This window comes from Streptomyces sp. Y7 (assembly GCF_043195415.1).
Taxonomy (GTDB): Bacteria; Actinomycetota; Actinomycetes; order Streptomycetales; family Streptomycetaceae; genus Streptomyces.
Genome location: NZ_JBIDDQ010000006.1, coordinates 182,492 through 207,010 on the forward strand (window position 1 = coordinate 182,492; position 24,519 = coordinate 207,010).

The 24,519-nt window shown below is 71.3% G+C and carries 18 protein-coding genes; 3 read left to right on the forward strand and 15 right to left on the reverse strand.

The genetic code is table 11. From position 1 onward, the window contains the following. Nucleotides 1-8 precede the first annotated feature (8 nt). Both ACGFW6_RS18275 and ACGFW6_RS18280 read right to left on the reverse strand, forming a co-directional pair. Nucleotides 9-1,577, reverse strand: coding sequence for an FAD-dependent monooxygenase (locus ACGFW6_RS18275; RefSeq protein ID WP_393510292.1), 1,569 nt, complete (start codon nucleotides 1,575-1,577; stop codon nucleotides 9-11). Between the two features lie 73 nt (nucleotides 1,578-1,650). Beyond that, nucleotides 1,651-2,235: a TetR/AcrR family transcriptional regulator gene (locus ACGFW6_RS18280; RefSeq protein ID WP_393510295.1), complete on the reverse strand. Its 585-nt coding sequence runs from the start codon at nucleotides 2,233-2,235 to the stop codon at nucleotides 1,651-1,653. An 83-nt stretch (nucleotides 2,236-2,318) separates the two neighbouring features. Here ACGFW6_RS18280 and ACGFW6_RS18285 point away from each other — a divergent pair, with 83 nt between their 5' ends. Beyond that, nucleotides 2,319-3,869: an MFS transporter gene (locus ACGFW6_RS18285; protein ID WP_393510302.1), complete on the forward strand. Its 1,551-nt coding sequence runs from the start codon at nucleotides 2,319-2,321 to the stop codon at nucleotides 3,867-3,869. A gap of 110 nt (nucleotides 3,870-3,979) precedes the next feature. On the opposite strand, the gene serA is transcribed toward ACGFW6_RS18285, so the two are convergent. The 6 genes from serA to ACGFW6_RS18315 all read right to left on the reverse strand — a co-directional run bounded on the left by serA (nucleotide 3,980) and on the right by ACGFW6_RS18315 (nucleotide 14,040). After that, on the reverse strand, nucleotides 3,980-5,569 hold the full coding sequence (gene serA / locus ACGFW6_RS18290; protein WP_393510305.1) for a phosphoglycerate dehydrogenase: 1,590 nt from the start codon (nucleotides 5,567-5,569) through the stop codon (nucleotides 3,980-3,982). 250 nt (nucleotides 5,570-5,819) lie between these two features. Further along, the gene (ilvC, locus tag ACGFW6_RS18295) at nucleotides 5,820-6,818 is read right to left on the reverse strand and encodes a ketol-acid reductoisomerase (protein WP_125524358.1); all 999 of its coding nucleotides are present in this window, start codon (nucleotides 6,816-6,818) and stop codon (nucleotides 5,820-5,822) included. 128 nt (nucleotides 6,819-6,946) lie between these two features. Continuing rightward, nucleotides 6,947-7,471, reverse strand: a complete 525-nt coding sequence (gene ilvN / locus ACGFW6_RS18300) for an acetolactate synthase small subunit (RefSeq protein WP_030051183.1) — start codon at nucleotides 7,469-7,471, stop codon at nucleotides 6,947-6,949. A gap of 21 nt (nucleotides 7,472-7,492) precedes the next feature. Then, nucleotides 7,493-9,346, reverse strand: a complete 1,854-nt coding sequence (locus ACGFW6_RS18305; protein WP_393510310.1) for an acetolactate synthase large subunit — start codon at nucleotides 9,344-9,346, stop codon at nucleotides 7,493-7,495. A 237-nt stretch (nucleotides 9,347-9,583) separates the two neighbouring features. Further along, nucleotides 9,584-12,637 carry a putative bifunctional diguanylate cyclase/phosphodiesterase gene (locus ACGFW6_RS18310; RefSeq protein ID WP_393510313.1) on the reverse strand — a complete coding sequence of 1,018 codons (3,054 nt, stop codon included), beginning with the start codon at nucleotides 12,635-12,637 and terminating at the stop codon, nucleotides 9,584-9,586. Nucleotides 12,638-13,089: 452 nt separating this feature from the next. After that, nucleotides 13,090-14,040 carry a 2-hydroxyacid dehydrogenase gene (locus ACGFW6_RS18315; protein WP_393510316.1) on the reverse strand — a complete coding sequence of 317 codons (951 nt, stop codon included), beginning with the start codon at nucleotides 14,038-14,040 and terminating at the stop codon, nucleotides 13,090-13,092. A gap of 182 nt (nucleotides 14,041-14,222) precedes the next feature. Between ACGFW6_RS18315 and ACGFW6_RS18320 the strand changes: the two genes are divergently transcribed. Together ACGFW6_RS18320 and ACGFW6_RS18325 are read left to right on the forward strand one after the other, a co-directional pair. After that, nucleotides 14,223-15,221, forward strand: coding sequence for an aldo/keto reductase (locus tag ACGFW6_RS18320; RefSeq protein ID WP_393510318.1), 999 nt, complete (start codon nucleotides 14,223-14,225; stop codon nucleotides 15,219-15,221). A gap of 127 nt (nucleotides 15,222-15,348) precedes the next feature. Further along, nucleotides 15,349-16,509 (forward strand): PQQ-dependent sugar dehydrogenase, encoded by a 1,161-nt coding sequence (locus tag ACGFW6_RS18325; protein ID WP_393510321.1) that lies wholly within the window; start codon nucleotides 15,349-15,351, stop codon nucleotides 16,507-16,509. 18 nt (nucleotides 16,510-16,527) lie between these two features. On the opposite strand, the gene ACGFW6_RS18330 is transcribed toward ACGFW6_RS18325, so the two are convergent. The 7 genes from ACGFW6_RS18330 to ACGFW6_RS18360 all read right to left on the reverse strand — a co-directional run bounded on the left by ACGFW6_RS18330 (nucleotide 16,528) and on the right by ACGFW6_RS18360 (nucleotide 24,339). Next, nucleotides 16,528-16,737 (reverse strand): DUF6191 domain-containing protein, encoded by a 210-nt coding sequence (locus ACGFW6_RS18330; protein ID WP_393510324.1) that lies wholly within the window; start codon nucleotides 16,735-16,737, stop codon nucleotides 16,528-16,530. 38 nt (nucleotides 16,738-16,775) lie between these two features. Further along, the gene (locus ACGFW6_RS18335) at nucleotides 16,776-19,856 is read right to left on the reverse strand and encodes an AAA family ATPase (protein ID WP_393510327.1); all 3,081 of its coding nucleotides are present in this window, start codon (nucleotides 19,854-19,856) and stop codon (nucleotides 16,776-16,778) included. Nucleotides 19,857-19,939: 83 nt separating this feature from the next. Next, the gene (locus ACGFW6_RS18340) at nucleotides 19,940-20,131 is read right to left on the reverse strand and encodes a hypothetical protein (RefSeq protein ID WP_393510330.1); all 192 of its coding nucleotides are present in this window, start codon (nucleotides 20,129-20,131) and stop codon (nucleotides 19,940-19,942) included. Between the two features lie 207 nt (nucleotides 20,132-20,338). Beyond that, nucleotides 20,339-20,911 (reverse strand): hypothetical protein, encoded by a 573-nt coding sequence (locus tag ACGFW6_RS18345; RefSeq protein WP_393510333.1) that lies wholly within the window; start codon nucleotides 20,909-20,911, stop codon nucleotides 20,339-20,341. A 35-nt stretch (nucleotides 20,912-20,946) separates the two neighbouring features. Then, entirely contained in the window at nucleotides 20,947-21,519 is a 573-nt protein-coding gene (locus tag ACGFW6_RS18350) for a GNAT family N-acetyltransferase (protein WP_393510336.1), read from the reverse strand. Next, nucleotides 21,497-23,743 carry an MMPL family transporter gene (locus tag ACGFW6_RS18355; RefSeq protein ID WP_393510339.1) on the reverse strand — a complete coding sequence of 749 codons (2,247 nt, stop codon included), beginning with the start codon at nucleotides 23,741-23,743 and terminating at the stop codon, nucleotides 21,497-21,499. Before ACGFW6_RS18355 ends, ACGFW6_RS18350 begins: the two co-directional genes overlap by 23 nt. 212 nt (nucleotides 23,744-23,955) lie before the next feature. Continuing rightward, nucleotides 23,956-24,339 (reverse strand): hypothetical protein, encoded by a 384-nt coding sequence (locus ACGFW6_RS18360; RefSeq protein ID WP_393510342.1) that lies wholly within the window; start codon nucleotides 24,337-24,339, stop codon nucleotides 23,956-23,958. Nucleotides 24,340-24,519: the final 180 nt, after the last annotated feature.

The following is a 24,519-nucleotide window of genomic DNA, read 5'->3' on the forward strand; positions in this document are numbered from 1 at the left end:
CCGCCGGGTCAGCGTGCGGTGACGGCGGCGAGGGCGTCGAACAGCGTGCCGTCGCCCGGCGGTCCGTCGCTCCAGCGGGCGGCGATGTGGCCGTCGGGGCGCACGAGCAGCGCTCCCCGCGGGGGCAGGTCCCACTGGTCGGTGTGCTCGGCGGGCAACGGCTCGACGCGCAGCGGCCAGGGCGGGGTACCGGGTGACTGCCAGTCGGCGGGGGCGGAGGTGAGCAGGGTGAACCACTCGCCGAACGCGTCGAGGGTGGAGCGGCCGTCGGTGAGCCACAGATGCGGCACCCGGTGGCCCGGTTCGGCCGTGGGGACGTACGTCGTGCCCGTCTCGGGCGGCATCGTGGACCTGCCGTCGCCGGTCAGGACGGCATCGGAGCGGTAGGCGACGCCGAGCACCAGGCCGAGTTGCGCGAAGTACTGTTCGGACCAGGGCGGTTCGACGTGCTCCGGCACCCGTGCCGCGCCCGCGCCGAGCTGCTCGCGGCGCACGTCCTGGACCTGGAACATCATCTTGGAGTTCTCCACCGCCTGGCCGAGCGTGCGGTGGGCGACGGGCCGCCGTTCCCTCTCGTAGCTGTCGAGCAGCGCGGGCCCGGCCCAGCCGCGCAGCACGCCCGCCAGTTTCCAGCAGAGGTTGTGCACATCGGCGACGCCGAGGTTCATGCCCAGTCCGCCGGCGGGCGGGATCGCGTGCGCGGCGTCGCCGGCCAGCAGGGTCCGGCCGTGCCGGAAGCGGTCGGCGACGAAGGCGTTCACCACCCAGTGCTGCACGCGCAGGACGTCGACCGTCGCCTCCGCCCCGAGGGAGCGCACCACGAGGCCGGGCCAGTCGGCGCCGTCGGGGTCCTCGGGCGTGGGCACGAACAGGGCCCAGCCGCCCTCGGGGTACAGCGGCAGGAACGATCCCTGCGAGGTGAGATAGACCCCGGCGGGCTGCCGGGCGGACCACGGTCCGAGGTCGGCGTCGAAGACGACGGTGGTGACGCGGCCGACCGCGCCGGGGCCCTCGGTGCCGATGCCCAGCAGGTCCCGGACGGTGGAGCCGGCGCCGTCGGCGGCCAGTACGTAGCGGGCGCGGACGCGTGTGCGCCGGCCGCTGCCGTGATCGGCGAGCAGGGCCACGACGCTGTCGGCCTCCTCGGCCAAGCCGACGAGTTCGACACCGAACCGCACCTCGGAGGCGGCCGCGCCGAGCAAGGTCGGCTCCAGCCGGTCCTGGGAGGTGACCGCGCCGGTCACCGGGCTCTCCGGCACCGGCCCGTTGACGCCGATCATCGCGGCCGAGGCGAAGTCGGGGGCGTACAGGGTGTCCCGGAAGCGGATCCGGCCGTACTCCGGAGCGAACGCGGCCGCCGTGATCCGTTCGGCGAGTTCGAGCTGCCGGAAGATCTCCATGGTGCGCACGTTGATCAGCCGGGACCGTGGGAACGGCGACAACTCGGTGTGCTTCTCGACCAGCAGGGTCCGCACGCCCCAGCGTTCGAGCAGGGCCCGGGCGGTGAGCCCGACGGGCCCGCCACCGACGATCAGTACCTCCGCCCCGGCCTGCGCCGCGGGCATCTCGGGCTGCATGGCTCCCATCATCCGCACCGAGCGCACGACCGCAACGACAGGCGGCGGCCGCGGCCCGTGAACCCGGCCCGGGTCATGCCCTCGTGGCCGCCTCGAACACCTGGCGCAACCCCTCGGTGAGCTGTTCCGCGCGCGGGGCGGTCTTCGGGTCGAAGTGCCACTGCGCGATGAGCCCCGTCATCAGGGTCACGTAGAACACGCCGAGGGTGTCCACGAGCTCCTCCGGGACGTCCTCCTCGCGTCCGCCCATGAGCAGCGGAATCAGTCCCCGCGCGGCCTCGCGCTGGGCCAGGGCCAGATGATCGCGGAGCTCGGGCATCCGGTCGCCCATGACGACGATCTCCATGCTGAGCCGCCACATCGAACCGGGCTCCTGCATGGTGGCGATGATGTTCGACCACACCTGCTGGAACCGTTCGAAGGAGCCCGGTGCGGCGGTGATCCCGGCGCCCCCGTCACCGTCGAAGGCGTCGCTCATCCCCTCGACCAGCGCCACGTACGCCTGCGCCAGCAGGGCGTCCTTCGAGCCGTAGTGGTAGCCGATCGAGGCGAGGTTGGTCCCCGACTCCTTGACGATGTCCCGCGCCGTCGTGCGCGCGAAGCCCTTGGCGAGCAGGCAGCGCTGGGCGCCCTCCAGCAGATCCTCACGGTGTCCCATGCGACCACCCTACCGCCGATCCATACAACCGTCCTATACAAACGTTCTAGACAAGCGTTTAAGACGCGCGTACATTCACCGTCATGACAACGAACCCGAGCACCGCCACCCCGCCGCCGGCCCGTGCCGGCCGCCGCGAATGGACCGCTCTCGGCGTGCTGATGCTGCCGCTGCTGCTGGTCTCCATGGACGTCTCGGTCCTCTACTTCGCGATCCCGGCGATCAGCGCGGACCTGGAGCCGAGCGGCACCCAGCAGCTGTGGATCTTCGACATCTACGCCTTCGTCCTGGCCGGCCTGCTGATGACGATGGGTTCGCTCGGCGACCGCATCGGCCACCGCCGGCTCCTGCTGATCGGCGCAGCGGCCTTCGGCGCCGCGTCACTGGCGGCGGCGTACGCGAACAGCGCAGAGATGCTGATCGCGGCCCGCGCGGTCCTCGGCATCGGCGGCGCGACCCTGATGCCGTCGACGATGGCCATGACCCGCACGATGTTCACCGACCCCGCCCAGCGCGCGAAGGCGATCGGCCTGTGGTCCGGCGTGATGACGGCCGGGATCGCACTCGGCTCGGTGATGAGCGGGCTGCTGGTCGAGTACTTCTGGTGGGGCTCGGTCTTCCTGGTCAACCTGCCCGCGATGGCGCTGCTGCTGGTCCTCGGCCCGCTCCTGCTCCCGGAGTGGCGCAACCCCGAGCCCGGCCGCTTCGACCGGCTGAGCGTCCCGCTGTCCATGGCGGCCGTGCTCCCCGTGATCTACGGCCTGAAGGAGATCCCCTCCGAGGGCTGGAACGTCCGCTACGTCGTCTCGATCACCGTCGGTCTGCTGTTCGCGGCCCTCTTCGTGCACCGCCAGCGCACGGCGGCCTCGCCGATGATCTCCCCGGCCCTGTTCCGCAGCCGCGGCTTCGCCCCCTCGGTCGCCCTGAACCTCGTCTCCGCGTTCGGCATCATGGGCTCGGCCTACTTCACCACGCAGTACCTCCAGTCGGTGCTCGGCAAGAGCGCCCTGGAAGCGGCCCTGTGGGCGCTGCTGCCCTCGGTGCCGATCGGTGCGGCGGCGCCGGTCGCGACCCAGCTGGTGCAGAAGGGCGTCAACCGGGCCTACGTGGTCACCGCGGGTTTCCTGATCGCCGCGTCCGGCTTCGGGCTGCTGTCCCTCGCGGGGACGGACTCGATGGTGCTGGTGCTGGTGGCGTGCGCGGTGCTGGCCGTCGGCGGTGTCGTGGTGATGTCCCAGATCATGGACCTGGCGATGGGCACGGCCCCGCTGGAGCGGGCGGGTTCCGCGTCCTCCCTGATGGAGACCGGCGCGGAGTTCGGCGGCGCGCTCGGCATGGCGGTGCTCGGCTCGATCGGCACGGCCATCTACCGCCACGAGATCCCGGACTCGGCCCCGGAGGCCGCCCGCGAGACGCTGGGCGGAGCGCTGGCGGTCGCCGACGGCACCCCGGGCCTGGCCACGGTCGCGCGGGAGGCGTTCACCAGCGGGATGCAGGGGGCGGCGATCGCGGGGGCGGTACTGCTGGCGGGGGCGGCGGTGCTGGCGGTGGTCACGCTTCGGCGGGTCGAGGTACGCGAGCAGACATGCGAAACGCCGGACGAGCCGAGTCACCTCAGCCCGTCCGGCGTTTGAGGACGAGGCCCGTTCAGGGCCTATGTGGGGGGTCCGGGGGCGGCAGCCCCCGGAAGGGGCGCGGGGAACTGCGCGACCAGCCCTCACGCACCCGCAGCCGAACGACGCCCTCAGGTCAGGTTCACCGCGCGAGCGGACGTCGCACCGATCTCCTCCGCCACCTCCGCCAGCACCCCGGCGGGCACCGTGTCGTCGACGGTGAGCACGGCCAGCGCCTCGCCACCGGCGACCGCACGCGAGACCTGCATGCCGGCGATGTTGATCCCGGCCTCGCCGAGAATCCGGCCGACGGTGCCGACGACACCGGGACGGTCCTCGTAGCGCAGCACGGCCATGTGCTCGGCCAGCGCGAGGTCCACGTCGTAGTCGCCGACCGCGACGATCTTCTGCAGGTGCTTGGGGCCGGCCAGCGTGCCGGAGACCGACACCTCCTCGCCGTTGCCGAGCGTGCCGCGCACGGTGACGACGTTGCGGTGGTCGGTCGCCTCCGAGCTGGTGGTCAGCCGCACCTCGACGCCGCGCTCCTGCGCGAACAGCGGGGCGTTGACGTACGACACCGTCTCGTCGACGACGTCCTCGAAGACACCCTTGAGGGCGCTGAGCTCCAGCACCTTCACGTCGTGCTGGGTGATCTCGCCGTACACCTCGACGTCGAGGCGGACCGCGACCTCGCCGGCGAGCGCCGTGAAGATACGGCCCAGGCGCTCGGCGAGCGGCAGCCCCGGCTTGACGTCCTCGGCGATGACGCCGCCCTGGACGTTCACCGCGTCCGGGACCAGCTCACCGGCGAGCGCGAGGCGCACCGAGCGGGCGACGGCGATACCGGCCTTCTCCTGCGCCTCGTCGGTGGAGGCACCGAGGTGCGGGGTGGCGACGACCTGGTCGAACTCGAACAGCGGGGAGTCCGTGCAGGGCTCCTTCGCGTACACGTCGAGGCCGGCACCGGCGACCCGACCCTCCTTGAGGGCGGAGTACAGCGCCTCCTCGTCGACGATCCCGCCGCGCGCGGCGTTGACGATGCGCACGCTCGGCTTGACCTTGCGCAGCGCCTCGTCGCCGATGAGGCCGACGGTCTCGGGGGTCTTGGGCAGGTGGACGGTGATGAAGTCGGAGACCTCGAGCAGCTCGTCCAGCGACAGCACCTTGACGCCCATCTGCGCGGCGCGCGCGGGCTGGATGTAGGGGTCGTAGGCGACGACCTTCATGCCGAAGCCGGACATCCGCTGGGCGACAAGGGCACCGATGCGGCCCAGACCCACGACACCGAGGGTCTTCTCGGCGAGCTCGACGCCCGTGTACTTGCTGCGCTTCCACTCGCCGTTCTTCAGCGCGGCGTTGGCCTGCGGGATGTGGCGGGCGGTGGCGACGAGCAGACCGCAGGCCAGCTCGGCGGCGGTCACGATGTTCGAGGTGGGGGCGTTGACGACCATCACGCCGGCCTTGGTGGCGGCGGAGACGTCGACGTTGTCCAGGCCGACGCCGGCTCGCGCGACGACCTTGAGCTTCTTGGCCGCGGCGATGGCCTCGGCGTCGACCTTGGTGGCGGAGCGGACCAGGATCGCGTCCACGTCGGCGATGGCGGGCAGCAGCTCGGCCCGGTCGGCGCCGTTGCAGTGCCGGATCTCGAAGTCCGGACCAAGGGCGTCCACGGTCGCGGGCGACAGCTCTTCAGCGATGAGTACGACGGGTTTCGAGCTCACGTGAGTCCTCACAAGTCCAATGCGGACGGCCGTCCCGACGGCCGCAGGCGGTGGAGGGTGTCGCGACCCGGAGGGCCGCTTGAGCCGCGTGGAAGACGCACGACGCTGTGGGCCTGACGCGTATGTAGTACGGCAGTGTAGTGGCGCTGCGGTAGTCGTCCTGCGCCTCTTCGGAAGGATCACCCGTCCGTGATGCGACGGGATGGACAACGGGACCGGAGCGCCATGCTCCGGTCCCGTCGGCCGAGGCTTACGCGTCCTCGTTGACCCAGCTCATGAGCTTGCGCAGCTCCTTGCCGGTGGTCTCCAGCAGGTGCTCGGAGTCCTGCTGCTTGTACTCGTTGTACTTCTTCAGACCGCCGTGGTACTCGTCCATCCAGGCCTGGGCGAACGTGCCGTCCTGGATCTCGGCGAGGACCTGCTTCATCTCGGCCTTGGTGGCGTCGGTGATGATCCGCGGGCCGGTGACGTAGTCGCCCCACTCGGCGGTCTCGGAGATCGACCAGCGCATCTTCTCCAGGCCGCCCTCGTACATGAGGTCCACGATCAGCTTCAGCTCGTGCAGGCACTCGAAGTACGCGATCTCCGGCTGGTAGCCGGCCTCGGTCAGCGTCTCGAAACCGGCCTTGACCAGGGCGGCCGTACCACCGCAGAGGACGGCCTGCTCACCGAACAGGTCGGTCTCGGTCTCCTCGGTGAAGGTCGTCTTGATGACGCCGGCGCGGGTGCCGCCGATGCCCTTGGCGTACGACAGGGCGAGCGCGAAGGCGTTGCCCGACGCGTCCTGCTCGACGGCCGCGATGCAGGGAACGCCGCGGCCCTCCTCGTACTGGCGGCGCACCAGGTGGCCCGGGCCCTTCGGGGCGACCATGCAGACGTCCACGCCGGCCGGGGGCTTGATGAAGCCGAAGCGGATGTTGAAGCCGTGCCCGAAGAACAGGGCGTCGCCGTCGTTCAGGTTCGGGGCGATGTGCTCCTCGTAGACCTGGCCCTGGATCGGGTCCGGCACCAGGATCATGATGACGTCGGCCTCGGCGGCGGCCTCCGACGGCGTCACCACGCGCAGGCCCTGCTCCTCGGCCTTGGCCTTGGACTTGGAGCCCTCGTGCAGACCGACACGCACGTCGACACCCGAGTCACGGAGCGACAGCGCGTGGGCGTGGCCCTGGCTGCCGTAACCGATGACCGCGACCTTGCGGCCCTGGATGATGGACAGGTCGGCGTCGGCGTCGTAGAACAGCTCGGCCACTTTGGGTTCTCTCCTTGTGTGCAGGTGTTGCGTCCCACCGTATGACGGCGGGGGGAAGGGAAGTTTCGGGGTCTCGCCATACGGGCGGGATCCGGACGGCCGGTGTCACCCGACCGTCCGAACGCGCCCTATGCCGAGCGGTCGAGCGCGCGCAGCGAGCGGTCCGTGATCGAGCGCGCGCCGCGGCCGATCGCGATGGTGCCGGACTGGACGAGCTCCTTGATGCCGAACGGCTCCAGCATCTTCAGCATGGCCTCCAGCTTGTCACTGGAGCCGGTGGCCTCGATGGTGACGGCCTCCGGGGAGACGTCGACGGTCTTGGCGCGGAACAGCTGGACGATCTCGATGATCTGGGAGCGCGTCTCGTTGTCGGCGCGCACCTTCACCAGGACGAGTTCGCGCTGAACGGCCGAGCCCGGCTCCAGCTCGACGATCTTCAGCACGTTGACGAGCTTGTTGAGCTGCTTCGTCACCTGCTCCAGCGGCAGGTCGGCGACGCTCACCACGATGGTGATGCGGGAGATGTCGGGGTGCTCGGTGACGCCCACCGCGAGCGAGTCGATGTTGAAGCCGCGGCGGGAGAACAGGGCGGCGATCCGGGCGAGGATGCCCGGCGTGTTCTCCACCAGGACGGAGAGCGTGTGCTTGGACATGGTCTTTTACGTCTCTCTCGCTCAGTCGTCTTCGTTGTCGCCGAAGTCGGGGCGCACGTCCCGGGCGGCCATGATCTCGTCGTTGGAGGTGCCGGCGGCGACCATCGGCCACACCATGGCGTCCTCATGGACGATGAAGTCGACGACGACCGGGCGGTCGTTGATGGAGTTCGCCTCTTCGATGACCTTGTCGAGGTCGGCGGGGCTCTCGCAGCGGATCGCGTAGCAGCCCATGGCCTCCGACAGCTTCACGAAGTCGGGGACGCGGGTGCCGGCGCTCGGCTGCTTGCCGTCGGCCTCGGGGCCGGAGTGCAGCACGGTGTTGGAGTAGCGCTGGTTGTAGAAGAGGGTCTGCCACTGGCGGACCATCCCGAGGGCGCCGTTGTTGATGATGGCGACCTTGATCGGGATGTTGTTCAGGGCGCAGGTGGTGAGTTCCTGATTGGTCATCTGGAAGCAGCCGTCGCCGTCGATCGCCCAGACCGCCCTGTCCGGCACGCCGGCCTTGGCGCCCATCGCGGCCGGGACCGCGTAGCCCATCGTCCCGGCGCCGCCGGAGTTGAGCCAGGTCGCGGGCCTGTCGTACTGGATGAAGTGCGCGGCCCACATCTGGTGCTGGCCGACGCCGGCCGCGAAGACCGTGCCCTCGGGGGCGAGTTGGCCGATGCGCTCGATCACCTGCTGCGGGGACAGCGAGCCGTCCTCGGGCTGGTCGTAGCCCAGCGGGTAGGTGTCCCGCCAGCGGCTGAGGTCCTTCCACCAGGCGCTGTAGTCGCCCTTGTGGCCCTCGGCGTGCTCCTTCTGGACGGCCTGGACGAGGTCGGCGATGACCTCGCGGGCGTCACCGACGATCGGCACGTCGGCGTCGCGGTTCTTGCCGATCTCGGCCGGGTCGATGTCGGCGTGGACGATCTTGGCGTACGGGGCGAAGCTGTCCAGCTTGCCGGTGACGCGGTCGTCGAAGCGGGCTCCGAGGGCGACGATCAGGTCGGCCTTCTGCAGCGCGGTGACGGCGGTGACCGCACCGTGCATGCCCGGCATTCCCACGTGCAGCGGGTGGCTGTCGGGGAATGCGCCGAGCGCCATCAGGGTGGTGGTGACGGGCGCTCCGGTGAGTTCCGCGAGGACCTTCAGCTCGGCGGTGGCGCCGGCCTTGATGACACCGCCGCCGACGTACAGCACCGGCCGCTTGGCCGCGGTGATCAGCTTGGCGGCCTCGCGGATCTGCTTGGCGTGCGGCTTGGTGACGGGCCGGTAGCCGGGCAGGTCCATGGTGGGCGGCCAGGAGAAGGTGGTCCGCGCCTGGAGGGCGTCCTTGGCGATGTCGACCAGGACCGGGCCCGGGCGGCCGGTGGAGGCGATGTGGAACGCCTGCGCGATCACCCGGGGGATGTCCTCGGCCTTGGTGACCAGGAAGTTGTGCTTGGTGATCGGCATGGTGATGCCGACGATGTCCGCCTCCTGGAAGGCGTCCGTGCCGATCGCCTTGGAGGCGACCTGCCCGGTGATCGCCACGAGCGGCACCGAGTCCATGTGCGCGTCGGCGATCGGCGTGACCAGGTTGGTGGCGCCCGGTCCGGAGGTCGCCATGCAGACGCCGACCCTGCCGGTGGCCTGCGCATAGCCGGTGGCGGCGTGACCGGCGCCCTGCTCGTGGCGGACCAGGACGTGGCGCACCCTGGTGGAGTCCATCAGGGGGTCGTACGCCGGAAGGATCGCACCACCGGGAATGCCGAATACCGTGTCGGCGCCGACCTCCTCGAGCGAACGGATGAGGGACTGCGCACCCGTGACGTGCTCAGGGGCGGACTGTCCTCCGGATCGGGGCCGCGGCTGCGGATGATGGGCCCCGGTGGCCTGCTCGGTCATCGGCATTCTCTTCTCGATGCTGAGGGTTTTTGCGAAGTTTGAGCGGAGTTTCGATGCTGCACGACTGGTGCCTGTGCAACAAAAAACCCCTCGTGCCGTAAGGCAAGCGAGGGGAGCGCGTCGGTGGTGGTCGCTGGGAGTTCCGGGTCTGTCCGGACGTCACCAGCTTCAGCCGACGCGCTTTCCAAGTACGAGAATTCGGGTGCGCATGGCACTGACCCTCTCCCCGGCGCGCACCCGGTGTCAAGTGGGTGGGACGGGAGTCTCATTATGTGAGCGTAGGGCACTGCCGCCGCCGAGAACAGCGGGCACACCACTGGTGTACACCCCCGCACCTCCTCCTGCGAACACCGGCTCCGCCGGCCCGTGCGGTACCGGATAGTGGCCGGAACTGAGCGCCCGCCGCAGCCGGTACTCGTCCAGTGGCCCGGAGAACGCCATGCCCTGCCCGTGCGTGCACCCCATCGCCCGCAGGGCCACGACCTGCTCGGGCAGGTCCACGCCGTCGGCCACGGACTGGAGCCCGAGGTCGCCGGCGATCCGCAGCAGCCCACTGGTGATCTTGTGCAGCCGAGCGGACTCGACGACTCCCTCCACCAGCCCGCGGTCGAGCCTGAGCATGTCGACGGGGAGCCTGCGCAGCGCGGTGATCGCCGCGTAACCGCTGCCGAAGCCGTCGAGGGCGACCCGGACGCCGAGTCTGCGCAGGCCGCTCAGGCGGCGCTCCAGATCGTCCAGCGAGATCCGGGGGTCGAGGTCGGACAGCTCGATGACCAGCGACCCCGACGGCAGCCCGTGCCGGGTCAGCAGTGCCTCGATCGAGCCGAGCGGCATCGACCGGTCCAGCAGCCTGCGCGCGCTCATCCGGACCCCGACGGGCACGGCGAGGCCGGTCGCGGTGCGCTCGGCGGCCTGCTCCACGGCCTCCTCCAGCATCCAGCGGCCCAGCTCGGCGGTCTTGTCGCTGTCCTCGGCCACCCGCAGGAACTCGGCGGGCGTGAACAGCACCCCTTGCGAGGACCGCCAGCGCGCCTGGGCGGCGACCGAGGTGATCCGGCCGTCCTCCAGGCACACCACCGGCTGGTGCAGCAGCGCGAACTCGCCGTCGTGCAGCGCGGCACGCAGGCGCGTGGCCAGCTCCGCCTTGCGGACGACGTCCTGCTGCATCTGCGGCTTGTAGAGCTCGACCCGGCCCTTGCCGCCCGCCTTCGCGCGGTACATGGCCAGGTCGGCGTTGCGCAGCAACTCCCCCGCGCCGAGGCCGGGTTCGGCGAAGGCGACGCCGATGGAGGCGTTGACCCGGACATCGTTGCCGTCGATGAGGTACGGCTGTGACAGGGTCACCCTGAGACGGTCGGCGAGCTCCAGGATGTGCCGTTCACGGGCCGTGCGGTCGCGGGTGGTGTCCCCGACGATCAGGGCCGCGAACTCGTCGCCGCCCAGCCGGGACGCGGTGTCGCCCTGCCGGACCGCCTCCTGGAGTCTGCGGGCGGCCTGGACCAGCAGTTCGTCGCCGGCCTGGTGCCCGATGGTGTCGTTGACGCCCTTGAAGCCGTCGAGGTCGATGAACAGGACGGCCGTGTTGCGCAGGGCAACACCCCGGTCGGAGGCCCGGCGGCCGGACAGGGCGTGCTGGACGCGCCTGGTGAACAGGGCGCGGTTGGGCAGGTCGGTGAGCGGGTCGTGCTCGGCGTTGTGCTGGAGCTGCGCCTGGAGGCGCACTCTTTCGGTCACGTCCCGGCTGTTGAAGATGAGGCCGCCGTGGTGCCGGTTGACGGTCGACTCGACGTTGAGCCAGCCTCCCCCGCTCTCGGCTTCGCTCGAACGGGAGGTGCCCCCATCGCCGGACCGGAACCGGCACTCGATGCGCGTAGTGGGTTCCTCAAGTGGGCTGGCGGCGAGGAAGCGGCGCACCTCGTGCACCACGCAGCCCAGGTCCTCCGGGTGGATGAGACTGGCCAGTTCCGAACCCACCAGGTCCTCGGCGGAGCGGCCGTAGACCCCGGCGGCGGCCGGGGAGACGTACCGGAGGATGCCGTTGGGCGCGGCGATCATGATGACGTCGCTGGAGCCCTGCACCAGGGAGCGGAAGTGGTTCTCCTTCTGCGCCAGTTCCTGGGTGAGGGTGATGTTGTCGAGCAGCATGATGCCCTGGCGCACCACGAGGGCCAGGACGACGGTGCCGCCGGTGAAGAGCACCACGCGGTCGACGCTGCGGCCGTTGAGGACGTTGTAGAGGATCCCCAGGGTGCACACCGCGGCGGCGAGGTACGGCGTGAGCGCGGCCAGCGAGCCCGCGATCGGCCGGGTGACCGGGTACCGGGTGTGATCACCTCCCGGCGCGGGGGTGTGGTGATGGCTCACGCCCCGCTGTCCGGGCAGGTGCTCGTGCACCACGCGTGTGTGCCCCGCCGAACCGTGCCGGTCGACGTCCTCCTGACTGCCCCGGGGCGCGGCCCAGGGGGCGTACGCGAGGAGCAGTGAACCGGCGAACCAGCCCGCGTCGAGCAGCTGGCCGGAGCGGTAGCTGTTGTGCAGCAGCGGCGAGGTGAACAGGGCGTCGCACATCACGGTCAGGGCGAGCGCGCCGATCGCGGTGTTGACCGCGGTGCGGTTGGCCGAGGAGCGCCGGAAGTGCAGCGCGAGCACCATGCTGACCAGGGCGATGTCGAGCAGCGGGTAGGCCAGCGAGAGCGCGGTGTGCGCCACGCTCGTCCCGCTGCCGGCGTCGATCTTGGCGGCCTGGGCCAGGGCCAGGCTCCACGCCAGCGTCAGCAGCGAGCCGCCGATCAGCCAGGCGTCCAGCCCCAGGCAGACCCAACCCGCCTTGGTCACCGGGCGCTTGGCGAGCACCAGGAGTCCCACGATGGCGGGCGGCGCGAAGCACAGGAAGAACCCGTCGGCGTACGAGGGGCTGGGCACGGGACGCTCCAGGACTACCTCGTACCACCCCCAGACCAGGTTGCCGAGGGCCGCCATGGCCGAGGAGAGGGCGAACAGCATCCATGCCGGTCGAAAGCGGATACGGCGGCTTCGGGCGTAGCGGAAGCAGGACACCGCGGCCGCTGCCGCCGCGGCCGCCAGCCCGAAGTCGCCCATGATCAGCGCCAGTTGCTGCGATCCCCAGCCGAGCGCGGAACCGACGGCGTATCCCGCGCACACCAGGGCCAGAGTCAGTTGCGGAAACAGTCCCGAGCCGTTGCCGCTCGACGAGGGACGAGGCAGCGTCACAGCCGACGGCCGCTGTGCCCGCAGCGCTCCGTCGAGCGTCGTCGTGGGGGGCGGTGGCGAGCTCACCGGTCCCTCCCGGTCCGTGCCGCTCGCGGGTCCCGAGGGTCCCGCCCCGCTGGATGCGCCTGCCGCCTGCGGCTGCTGTGCCTGCGCTGGTGATGGTTGTGACGGCAGCCGTGGGTGCCGTGGTGGCCGCGTCTGCGCGCGGCCGCTCGCCAGGGTCGCCGCCGCCGACCCCGTCGCGTCGGATCGCTCGTCCATAGGCCGTGCATCGCCCGTCGCCCCCCTCACAAATCTGAAATGTCCATCCCCGGCGCCCAAAGGTGCCCGGCGCTGCCCCTGTCGGGACGATACACCAGTCTCGTCACTCAGGGACATAGCACCTCTACGCTCCGTAACGACCAGCGCATATGCGAGTACGGACCGCTTCCGTGAGGTTGCGGACGGTACTCGAACCGGATTATGGGCCTGTTGCGCGCGACACGCGCGGCACCCGCGCGATACTCAACCCGTGAGCGTCACGCCTGCGTCGCGCCCGTCGTAAGGATCACGTTGCGCAACGGCTCCCGGTTCACGTAGCGGCTCAACTGGTCCACCAGCAGCCGCTTGGCGCGCGGCAGGAACGCGGATGTCGGACCGCCGACATGAGGGCTGATCAGCAGGCCCGGCGCGCGCCACAAGGGGTGCTCGCGGGGCAGTGGTTCGGGGTCGGTGACGTCCAGGGCCGCGGTGATGCGCCCGGTCTCCAGTTCGGCCAGCAGCGCCTTGCTGTCCACGACCCCGCCGCGGGCGACGTTGACGAGCAGCGCGCCGTCCTTCATGCGGGCGAGGAAGCCGGCGTCGACCAGGTGACGCGTGGTTTCCGTCAAGGGCGTGGACAGAATGACGACGTCGGCTTCCGGAAGCAGAGCGGGCAGTTCGGTGAGCGGATGCACTTCGCCGCGCGCCGTGGTGCGCTGCGAGCGCGCGACGCGCGCCACCCGCGCGACCTCGAACGGAGTGAGCCGGTCCTCGATGGCGGCACCGATCGAGCCGTATCCCACGATGAGGACGTTCTTGTCCGCCAGCGCGGGGCGGAAGCCGCCGAGCCACTCCCCTCGGTCCTGCGCCCGCACGAAGTCCGGGACGCCGCGCAGCGAGGCGAGGATCAGGGTGAGCGTGAGCTCGGCGGTGCTCGCCTCGTGCACCCCGCGCGCGTTGCACAGGCGTACGCCGGGACGCAGGTGCTTGAGGCCCGGCTCGACGTGGTCGGTGCCGGCGGAGAGCGTCTGCACGACCTCCAGGTGCGTCATCTGCGGCAGGGGACGCTGTCCGAGCCCGGGCGGCTTCATGTACGGGACGACGTAGAAGGCGCACCGGGCCGGGTCCGCGGGGAATTCCTCGGCGCCGTTCCAGAAGCGGTAGGCGGGGCCCTCGGGCAGACCTTCGATGTCTTCCGGCGGGATGGGGAGCCACACGTCAGCAGTCATGGTCAGGAGGCTAGAGCCTTCCGGCGGGTCAGGCCGAGGAAAGGTATCGGCACCCGATCGTCGCTGGTGAGCGGGACGGGGTGCCCACGGCCCCGGCTGCACCCGTCGGTCGGGCCCTAGGTCGGGCGAACCGGAGCGCAGAGGTTAGGTTGGGGTGCCGGAAGAGGGAGGGTCACGGCCAGGTGGAGCGCAGGACGATCGGCGCGGCGGCACTCGCGGTGGGAGCCGTCGGGCTCGGGTGCATGCCGATGAGCTGGGCCTACAGCTCGTCGCGGCAACGGGGCGAGGAGTCGGTCAGAGCGGTGCACCGGGCGCTCGATCTGGGCTCGACGCTGCTGGACACCGCCGACATGTACGGCCCGTTCACCAACGAGCTGCTGGTGGGGCGGGTGTTGAAGGAGCGCCGGCAGGACGCGTTCGTGTCGACCAAGGTCGGTCTCCTGGTCGGCGAACAGCACATCGTGGCCAACGGCCGCCCCGGCTATGTGAAGCGCGCCTGCGACGCCTCCCTGCGCCGCCTCCAGACGGACGTGATCGACCTCTACCAACTGCATCGCGCCGACCCCGAGGTCCCCGTCGAGGAGACCTGGGGCGCGATGGCGGAGCTCGTCCGGGCCGGCAAGGTAAGGGCGTTGGGGTTGTGCGCGGTGGGCGCGCGGGGCGGCCGCCGCCTCGGCTCGCGCCTGCACGACGCGACGATCCGGCAGCTGCAGCGGGTGCAGCAGGTCTTTCCGGTCAGCGCGGTGGAGGCCGAGCTGTCGGTGTGGTCGCCCGAGGCGCTGGAGGCGCTGCTGCCGTGGTGCGCGTCCCGCGGCATCGGCTTCCTGGCGGCGATGCCGCTGGGCAACGGCTTCCTCACCGGCACGCTCACCCCCGGCCAGGGCTTCGAACCGGACGACGTACGGGCCCGGCACCCCCGGTTCACCGCCGAGATGATGGCGTCGAACCAGTCGATCGTGGCCGGTCTGCGCCGGGTCGCGGCCCGGCACGGGGAGCAGGTCACGCCGGCGCAGGTGGCGCTGGCGTGGGTGCTCGCCCAGGGCCGGCACGTCGTCGCGATACCCGGCACCAAGCAGGAACGCTGGGTGACGCAGAACGCGGGCGCCGAGGCGCTGCGGCTGTCCCCGCAGGACCTGGCCGAGGTGGCGGAGCTGCCGGGAGCACAGGGATCCTGGGACTGAGGCCACGAGGGTTTCCACGGCCCCGGGTGGAACGGCCCGGGGCGATGCTGATTCAAGGTTCATGGATCGGGAACCTCTGAGGCGCGAGCGGTGTAAGAACAGTAGAACCCGCCGCATCGAAGGGACCGTGATCGTGCAACGTCGAGCTGTGTCGGCCGTATTGGCCGCGGCCGCACTCCTGCTGACGGCCGGCTGCTCCTCCGGCGACGGGGACACGCCGGGCAAGGGCGGAGACAAGGCACCGAGCAGGACCACGGCCTCACCCACCGGGCAGGCGGCCGAGACCCCACCCGCACAGGGCACGGTGAAGGTGCTGCGCACCGTCGCCGAGGGCCTGAACAGCCCCTGGGGCCTGGCGCCGCTCCCGGACGGCGACCTGCTGGTCTCCTCCCGTGACGACGCCACGATCACCCGCGTCGACGGGGAGAGCGGCAAGAAGACCGAGCTGGGCGAGGTGCCCGGGGTGTCACCGGCGGGCGAGGGCGGCCTGATGGGTCTGGCGCTCTCCCCGGACTTCGCCTCCGACCACATGATCTACGCGTACTTCACCTCGGCCTCGGACAACCGCATCGTCCGCGTCCTCTACGACGAGCAGCGGGCGGCCGGCGACCAGCTCGGCGCACCCGACACGATCTTCAAGGGCATCCCCAAGGGCTACATCCACAACGGCGGCCGGATCGCCTTCGGCCCGGACAGGATGCTGTACGCGGGTACCGGCGAGAGCGGCGACACGGGCCTGTCCCAGAAGAAGGAGTCCCTGGGCGGCAAGATCCTTCGTCTGACACCGGAGGGCGAGCCGGCGCCGGGCAACCCCTTCCCCGACTCCCCCGTGTACTCCTACGGCCATCGCAATGTGCAGGGCCTGGCCTGGGACTCCAAGCAGCGACTGTTCGCCTCCGAGTTCGGCCAGGACACCTGGGACGAGCTGAACGCGATCAAGTCGGGCGACAACTACGGCTGGCCCGAGGCCGAGGGCAAGTCGGACGACAGCGCCTATCGCAACCCGTTGGCCCAGTGGGGCACCGACGACGCCTCTCCCAGCGGCATCGCCTACGCCGAGGGCTCCGTCTGGATGGCCGGTCTGAAGGGCCAGCGCCTGTGGCGCATCCCCCTGGACGGCACGGAAGCCTCCGCGGACCCGCAGGCCTTCCTGGAAGGTGAGTACGGCCGGCTGCGGACGGTCGTCGCGGCGGGCGGCGACAAGCTGTGGCTGATGACCAGCAACACGGACGGACGGGGTGACCCCAAGGACGGCGACGACCGGATCCTGCAGCTCCAGGTGACCTGAGCGGGATCGGACGGCCGGCTAGTCCCCGCCGTCGCCCCTGTCCTCCCCGTCGCCCTCCTCGTGGGGCGGATCGGGCGGCCGTACGACGACCTTTCCGGACGCCAGATCTATCGGCCCGCGTCCGGGGTCGGCGTCGCCGACGTCCTCGCGGGTCAGTTCCAGGCGGTTCTGTTCGTCGCGGGTGTGCTTGCGGCCGGGCGCGAAGAGTTCCTCGAACGCGTTGAACACGGACCCTCCCAGAGCCGACGTCCCTTACAGCGTATGCCTCAGCCGCTCGTCCCGGAGGTGAGCGTCTCGGCCGGGAAGAGGCCCAGGCGATGCGCCACGGCGGCGGCCTCGCCCCGACCCGAGACACCGAGCTTGCCGAGGATGTTCGACACATGGACGCTGGCGGTCTTCGGGGAGATGAAGAGCTCCTCGGCTATCTGGCGGTTGGTGCGGCCGACGGAGACCAGACGCAGGACGTCCCGTTCGCGGGTGGTGAGGCCGAGGGAGTCGGCGGGGTCGGCCGTGGGCGGGGCCGCCGTGAGGCTGAGACGGGCCCGCTGGGCGAGCCGGGCCGCGGCGTCGGCCAGCGGGCGGGCGCGCAGGTGGGCCGCGGCGGCCCGGGTGAGGCGGAGCAGTTCGGTGGCGCGGGCGCGTTCGTCGTCGCCGCCGACGGCGAGCAGGGCCTCGGCCAGACGGTGGCGTACCCGGGCCAGGTCGTAGGGCCGCTCCAGGGCCTCGAAGGCCGTGACCACGTCCGACCAGGCGCCAGGGGCGGTCCGGCCGTCGGCCCGGTCGAGTTCGGCCCGGGTCCACTTCTCGTACGCCAGCCACAGGGGCGCACCCGTGGTCAGCTTGCGGACGGCCTCGAAGAGCCGTTGCAGGAAGGCGGCGCGGCCCTCCTCGGCGGTGGGCAGGGCCTGGGCGCGGGCGTCGGACTCGGCGACGGCGGCGGCCAGCAGCAGCGGCCAGGCATAGCGGTGGGTGCCGGGCGGGAAGCCGGCGTCCAGGGCCCGGTCGGCCTCCGCGCGGGCGTCGAGAAGGCGGCCCTCGGCGGCGGCTGTGCCGAGGGCGAGGAAGGACATCGGCAGGTTGTTCTGCGGCATCGGGTCATGGGTGCCGTAGGAGGCGCGGGCGGCGGCGAGGTGACGGGCGGCCTCGTCGAACTCACCGCGGGCGAGGGCGACATGGGCGAGCTGATTGGAGGCTCCGCCGCGCGGCTTGGCGGACTGGCCCGTGCGCTGGGCGTTGACCGCGGCGTCGGCGGCCTCGTCCCAGTGGCCGAGGGAGACCAGCGACTCGGCGAGGTTCGTCCACATCCACGCCTCGGAGTCGCGCAGGCCCCACTCCTGGGTGAGGCGCAGTCCCTCACGCAGGATGCCGACGGCGTCCTGCGAGCGGCCGATGCCTTCGAGCGAGGAGGGCAGGTTCACATGGCTGCGGCCCACCACCGTGGTGAGGCCGCGGGTCAGTACCTCCTGCTTGACCTCGTACATCTGGGCGAGTCCGGCGTCGATGTCGCCGGCGTCGACCATGAGTCCGCCGAGGGTGAGGCGCGCGTTGAGTTCGATGTCCTCGGCGCCCACCATGCGGGCGTACTCCACGGCCCGCTCGGCGGCCGACATGGCGTCGGGGCCGGGGGCGCGCAGCATCGACCAGTTGGCGGCGGTGGCCAGCACCTCGGCGTGCACCTCGGACGGCGGCAGGCCGCGCACCAGTTCCTGGGCGATGCCCAGTTCCTTCCAGCCGTCGCCGCGGGCCATGGCCTGCATCAGACGGGAGCGCTGGACCCAGAACCAGGCGGCGCGCAAGGGTTCGCCGTCCTCCTCCAGCAGGTGCAGGGCCCGCTTGGTGATCTTCAGGGCGCGTTCGCGTTCCCCGCAGCGCCGGCCGGCGACGGCGGCCTCGGCCATCAGGTCGAGATAGCGCAGGGGTGTGGTGGCGGGGTCGCGGCCGCTGGGGGTCCCCCCACGCCTTTCGGACAGTGGGGGAGGGTAGACCTCGGTGTAGTCGACGGGGCGCAGGGTGGCGCGGATGTCCTCCGGGGCGGAGTCCCACAGCTCCATCGCGCGTTCCAGCAGCCGCAGTTGCTCGGAGTGGGCGTGCCGGCGGCGGGCGGTGACGGAGGCGTCCAGGACGGCGGGCAGGGCCTTCGCCGGGTCGTGGGAGTGGTACCAGTAGCTGGCCAGTCGCATGACGCGCTCGCCGGCCGGGACGAGTGTCGGGTCGGCCTCCAGGGCCTCGGCGTAGCGGCGGTTGAGGCGGGAGCGCTCGCCGGGCAGCAGGTCGTCGCCGACGGCCTCGCGGACCAGGGAGTGCCGGAAGCGGTAGCCGTCGTCGCCGGGCGCGGCGATGAGGATGTTGGCGCCGACGGCGGCCCGCAGTGCCTCGATGAGGTCGTCCTCGGCGAGCTGGGCGACGGCGGCCAGCAGCCGGTACTCGACGGTGGAGCCGCCCTCGGCGACGATCCGGGCGACCCGCTGGGCGCTCTCGGGCAGTCTCTCGACGCGGACCAGGAGCAGGTCGCGCAGCGAGTCGGTGAGGCCGGTGCAGCTGCCCTCGTGGGCGGCGACGGCGAGTTCCTCGACGAAGAAGGCGTTGCCGTCGGAGCGTTCGAAGATCTCGTCGACCTGGGCCGGGTCGGGTTCGCAGGCCAGGATGCCGGCGATCTGACGGCCCACCTCGGCGCGGTTGAAGCGGCCGAGTTCCAGGCGGTGGACCGTGCGCAGCCGGTCGAGTTCGGCGAGGAGCGGGCGCAGCGGGTGGCGGCGGTGGATGTCGTCGGAGCGGTAGGTGGCGAGGACGATCAGGCGCCCGGTGCGCAGGGTGCGGAAGAGATAGGCGAGGAGGTGGCGGGTGGAGGCGTCGGCCCAGTGCAGGTCCTCCAGGGCCACGACGACCGTGCGGCCGGCGGCGACGCGTTCCAGGAGGCGGGCGGTGAGTTCGAAGAGGCGGGCCATGCCCTCCTCGTCGGAGCGGTCGGGTCCGCGGGAGGGGGCGTTCTCGCCCAACTCGGGAAGCAGCCGGGCCAGTTCCTCCTCCTGGCCGGCGGCCGCGGCGGCCACTTCGTCGGGCAGTTCGCGGCGCAGGGCGCGCAGGGCGGTGGAGAACGGGGCGAACGGCAGGCCGTCGGCGCCGATCTCCACGCAGCCGCCGAGCACGACGACGGCGCCCTCGCGGGCGGCGGCGGTGGCGAACTCCTCGACGAGACGGGTCTTGCCGACGCCGGCCTCACCGCCGATCACCCATGCCTGCGGCTCGCCCGCGGCGGCACGGGCGAGCGCGTCGTTCAGCGTCTGCAACTCGGCCGTACGGCCGACGAACACGGGACTTACGGACCTGCTCTCCACGGGGGCGAGCATGGCACGTGGCGCTGACAGTACGGCAGCGGTTTTCACCGGGGCCGGCACCGGACGAGCCGGCGCCGGCCACCCTGCACCGGCCGTCACGCGGCGCGTGGGTGCCGGTGCCGGCGGAGGCGGGACGTATGTGACTCCGTCTCCTCGGTGCCCTGGCCGGCACGTTGCGCGCGGCGGGCCGCGCGGCGGCCTCGGACGACCTCGCGGACCAGGCGCTCGTGCTCGGCCCTGCGGATCAGTTCGGCGGATCGGATGTGGTGGAGTTCGTACCCGTACATGGTCGGTTCCTCGATTTCCCTGGTGAGAGGTGGTTTCCGGCGTCGCTTTCCGCGATGCCTCAACCTTCCTCTCCCAGGGGGGTCCGCCACATCGGGAGAGTTCCGCATCTTCGCCCCGGGGCGGGGCCTTAGACAGGCGTAAGGGGCCTCAGGGCGCCGTCTAAGGTGCTTACGGCGGCTCTGAGACCCCTCGGGACCTGCGGCGACTCAGCCTGCCGAGGGCAGGCCGAGCAGCGCGTCGGTGTACTTGAGGACGGCGAGCAGGAGACCGATGACGCCGAGCGCGACACCGCCCCAGGCGACCGACTTGATCCACACGGCCTGCGGCTTGCCGGGCGTCCCGAACGCGGGACGGGCCAGCACCACGACGCCGACGATCAGCGCGGCCAGCGCGAACACGCCGGCCCACAGCGCGGAGGTCTGCCAGGCGTCGCCGTAGACCTCCTTGATCTGCTGGGCGACGCTCGCGTTGGACGCGGTCCCGAGCTGGCCGATGAGGGTCTCGCGCGCGGCGGCGACCGTCCCGATCCAGCCACCGGTAAGGGACACGACGCCGAGCGCCGCGGAGACGACCGCTGCGGCACCCTGGCCGACGCCGGTGGGCGCTGCTTCCGTCGCCTCGGCGGCCACCTCCTCGTCGGTCTCCTCGGTCTCCGCCGCCCGGTCGGCAGCGGTGGAGTCGGTGGTGTCGGCCGTCTTGGTGACGTCCACCTTCTCCTCGTCGTTCTTCGCCTCGGTGCCCGTCTCGGCTCCGGTCTCGTCCACTGTCTTCGTTCCCATGCCTCGCACCGTACGGACGCTGTCTGAGAGCTTTCTTAATGTTCCTTGTGAGCGGCACGCGCGCGTGCCTCACGCCACTCGGGGGCCAGGATCGACCACACCTCGAGGTCGTGCCGCACCCCACGATAGGGGTAGCTCTCCCTCCGCACGCCCTCACGGGTCAGGCCGAGCCGTCGTGCCACGTTCAGGCTCGGCGTGTTGCCGGCGGCGGCGATCCACTCGACGCGGTGGATGCCGCGCCGCTCGATCGCGAAGTCGATGAGCACGTGCATCGCGCGGGTCACGAGCCCGCGCCCGGTGCCGGCGGGTTCCAGCCAGCAGCCGACCTCGCAGTTGGCGTTGGCGGCGTCGAAGTTCAGGAACAGCACCCCGCCGACCAGTTTCCCGTCCAGCCACAGGCCGTGCAGGGAGCCGGTGTCGGCGGCGCGCATGTCGGCGTAGCGCTGCAGGGCCTCGCGCGCGGAGTCCACGTCGGTGGCCTGCGACCCGAAGGGGATGTACTGGTTGATGAACTCCCGTCCACGCTCCAGGTGGGCCAGGAACTCCTCGGCGTGCCAGGGCTCCAGGGGGCGCAGTTCGGCCCCGTCACCCAGCGATATCGCGTACATCCCGCTGTCGCTCCTCCTCGGCCAGCACGTCCGCCACCTCGGCGTCCGTCGCGGCGGCCAGCCTCTCATGGGCGGCGCGGGACTCGGGCGGCTCGATGCTGATGCGGGGCATGCGCCGGTCGAGCCAGCGCGGCAGCCACCAGTTGGCGCCGCCGAGCATGTGCATGAGGGCGGGGACGAGGAGGGTGCGCAGGACGAAGGCGTCCAGGGCGACGGCTGCGGCCAGCGCTATGCCGAACATCGCGATCACGCGGTCGCCGCTGAGGACGAAGGCGAGGAAGACCGAGATCATGATGACCGCGGCGGAGTTGATCACCCGGCTGGTCTCGGCGAGCCCGACCCGCACGGCGCGCCGGTTGTCGCCGGTCTCCAGCCACTCCTCGTACATCCGGCTGACCAGGAAGACCTGGTAGTCCATGGAGAGGCCGAACAGCACCGACACCATGATCACGGGGAGGAAGGGTTCGATCGGCCCGGCCCGGCCCAGTCCCAGCAGTTCGCTGCCCCAGCCCCACTGGAAGATCGCGACGACGACTCCGAAGGCGGCGGCGACGGCGGCCACGTTCATCGCGGCGGCCTTCAGCGGGATGCCGACGGACCGGAAGGCGAGCAGGAGCAGCAGACAGCCCAGGCCGATGACGACGCCGACGAACAGCGGCAGCTTGCCGACGATCACGTCGGCGAAGTCGTCGTAGCCGGCCGTCATGCCGCCGACGTGCACATCGAGCGAGGTGCCGGTCTCGGCGCGGGGCAGGACGTCGCCGCGCAGCCGGTCCACCAGGTCGCTGGTCTGCTGCGACTGCGGGGAGGACTCCGGTACGACGGTGAGGTACGCGGTGTCGCCGCCGGCGTTGTAGGTCACCGGGGTCACCGACGCGACACCCTCGGTGTTGCGCAGCGCGGTGTCGAGGTTGTCCAGGGCGAGCTTGTCGTCGCCGCCGTCGACCTGGGTGACCAGGGTGAGCGGGCCGTTCACGCCGGGCCCGAACCCGTCGGCGAGGAGGTCGTAGGCCTGCCGGGTGGTGGAGGTCTCCGGGCCGTTGCCCTGGTCCGAGGTGCCCAGGCGCAGGCCGAGGGTGGGCAGCGCGAGGACCGTGATCACGGCGAGGGCGATGGCGCCGAGCGCCTTGGGGTGGCGCTCCACGAACGCGGACCAGCGGGCGGCGAACCCGGTGGGCACCTCGGGTTCGGGGCCGTGCTCGGCCAGCCGGCGCCGTTCGCGGCGGCTGAGGGCGCGCATGCCGATGAACGACAGCAGGGCGGGCAGCAGGGTCACGGAGGCGGCGACCGTGAGGACCACGGTCAGCGAGGCGGCGATCGCGACGCCGTTGAGGAAGCTGAGCTGAAGGATCAGCATCCCGAGGAGGGCGATGCACACCGTCGCTCCCGCGAACACCACCGCTCGTCCGGTGGTCGCCACGGCGTTCGTGATCGACTCGGCGACGGGCAGCCCGCGTTTGAGCCCGCGCCGGTGTCTGGTGACGATGAACAGGGCGTAGTCGATGCCGACGCCGAGGCCGATGAGCATCCCGAGCATCGGCGCGAAGTCGGCCACCGTCATGGCGTGTCCGAGCAGGGCGATGCCGGCGTACGCGGTGCCGACACTGACCAGCGCGGTGGCGATGGGCAGCAGCGAGGCGGCGAGCGACCCGAAGGCGAGGAACAGCACGACCGCGGCGACGGCCACGCCGACGATCTCGGCGATGTGTCCGCCGCTCGACTCGGTGAGCCCGACGGCGCTGCCGCCCAGTTCCACCTGGAGCCCGTCGGCCTCGGCGTCCTTGGCCGCGTTCACGACCGCCTGCGCCTCGCCCTGGTCGATGTTCTCGGCGCTGTCGTCGAAGGTGACGACGGCGTACGCCGTGTGGCCGTCCTCGCTGATCTGGGCGGAGCCCGGCTTGTCGTAGGGGCTGCCGACGGCCGCGACGCCGGGCAGTTCGGCGATGTCGTCCAGGGTGCGCGTCATGGTCTGTTCGACGTCGGCGGCGCGGACGGTGCCGGACGCGGTGTGCCACACGACGGTGTCGCTGTCACCGCCCAGACCCGGGAAGCCGTCCTGCAGGAGCTGGGTGGCACGACCGGACTCGGTGCCCGGGACCTCGTAGTCGTTCGAGTACGCGGTGCCCGTCACGGCGGCGGCCGCGGTGACCCCGCCGAAGGCGAGGAGCCAGAGCAGTACGGCGACGAGGCGGCGTTGGACACACCAGCGTGCTAGAGCTGCCACGAACGTGCTCCCGGGGGACGATTTATGGATCTTTGACCGGGATCAGTCGTTCAGAAAGTGAACAGCCCGCAAAGAACGCATGAGCGATGTGAAGCAAACTCTCGCAGGCAGGGGAGATCGTTTGCCCCGTTCGTGGGCTTATTCACAGGAGTGGGAGGCAGATCACAGGACAGTAACGGTCACTCTGTCGTTGCCGAGTGGCGCCTGCCACATCAGTCGAACTGGTCTCCGAGCGCCATCACCATCACTCCGGCCACGAGCAGCCACAGCGCCCGCCGGGTGCGCCCCCGCGAGCCGAGGAACGCGGCGAGAGCGCAGAAGCCGGCACCGAAGGCATAGGCGGCCGGGACCAGGGCCGGGGCCGAGCCGGTGACCCGCAGCAGCGCGGCGGCCAGCCCGGCGAGGGCGAGCAGCGCACCGGCCCCGGCAGCCGTCCAGCGGGCCCGCCGCGCCACGTACTCCGGATCGTCGGGGTCCTCGAGATCCTCAAGGCCGTCGACGCCCTCGACGTCCCCCACGTTCTCGACGTCCTGGGCACTCTCGGTGTGCTGCTCCTCCCCCGTCCCGGATATCTCGGAATCACCGCGTCCACTCATGGCGGGCGAGCGTAGCGCGTCGCTCCGGGAAACCCGATGCGGGGCCCCGCGTCCCGCTGCCGGCGTCCGAAGGTCGACCACCCCGCGGCACACCGCCGCCGACCTGGGCAGGTGCATGGTTTGAGCGTCGGACCGAGCTCCTCCGTATCCTTTTCCGCCTCCCCGGACTCAAGGAGCCCG

What these genes read in the sequence shown, in the direction of transcription:
- ACGFW6_RS18275 (WP_393510292.1), bottom strand. Translation starts at nt 1,577, where the DNA reads ATGCAGCCCGAGATGCCCGCGGCGCAGGCCGGGGCGGAGGTACTGATC.
- ACGFW6_RS18280 (WP_393510295.1), bottom strand. Translation starts at nt 2,235, where the DNA reads ATGGGACACCGTGAGGATCTGCTGGAGGGCGCCCAGCGCTGCCTGCTC.
- ACGFW6_RS18285 (WP_393510302.1), top strand. Translation starts at nt 2,319, where the DNA reads ATGACAACGAACCCGAGCACCGCCACCCCGCCGCCGGCCCGTGCCGGC.
- ilvN (WP_030051183.1), bottom strand. Translation starts at nt 7,471, where the DNA reads ATGTCCAAGCACACGCTCTCCGTCCTGGTGGAGAACACGCCGGGCATC.
- ACGFW6_RS18305 (WP_393510310.1), bottom strand. Translation starts at nt 9,346, where the DNA reads ATGCCGATGACCGAGCAGGCCACCGGGGCCCATCATCCGCAGCCGCGG.
- ACGFW6_RS18315 (WP_393510316.1), bottom strand. Translation starts at nt 14,040, where the DNA reads ATGACTGCTGACGTGTGGCTCCCCATCCCGCCGGAAGACATCGAAGGT.
- ACGFW6_RS18335 (WP_393510327.1), bottom strand. Translation starts at nt 19,856, where the DNA reads ATGCTCGCCCCCGTGGAGAGCAGGTCCGTAAGTCCCGTGTTCGTCGGC.
- ACGFW6_RS18340 (WP_393510330.1), bottom strand. Translation starts at nt 20,131, where the DNA reads ATGTACGGGTACGAACTCCACCACATCCGATCCGCCGAACTGATCCGC.
- ACGFW6_RS18345 (WP_393510333.1), bottom strand. Translation starts at nt 20,911, where the DNA reads ATGGGAACGAAGACAGTGGACGAGACCGGAGCCGAGACGGGCACCGAG.
- ACGFW6_RS18350 (WP_393510336.1), bottom strand. Translation starts at nt 21,519, where the DNA reads ATGTACGCGATATCGCTGGGTGACGGGGCCGAACTGCGCCCCCTGGAG.
- ACGFW6_RS18360 (WP_393510342.1), bottom strand. Translation starts at nt 24,339, where the DNA reads ATGAGTGGACGCGGTGATTCCGAGATATCCGGGACGGGGGAGGAGCAG.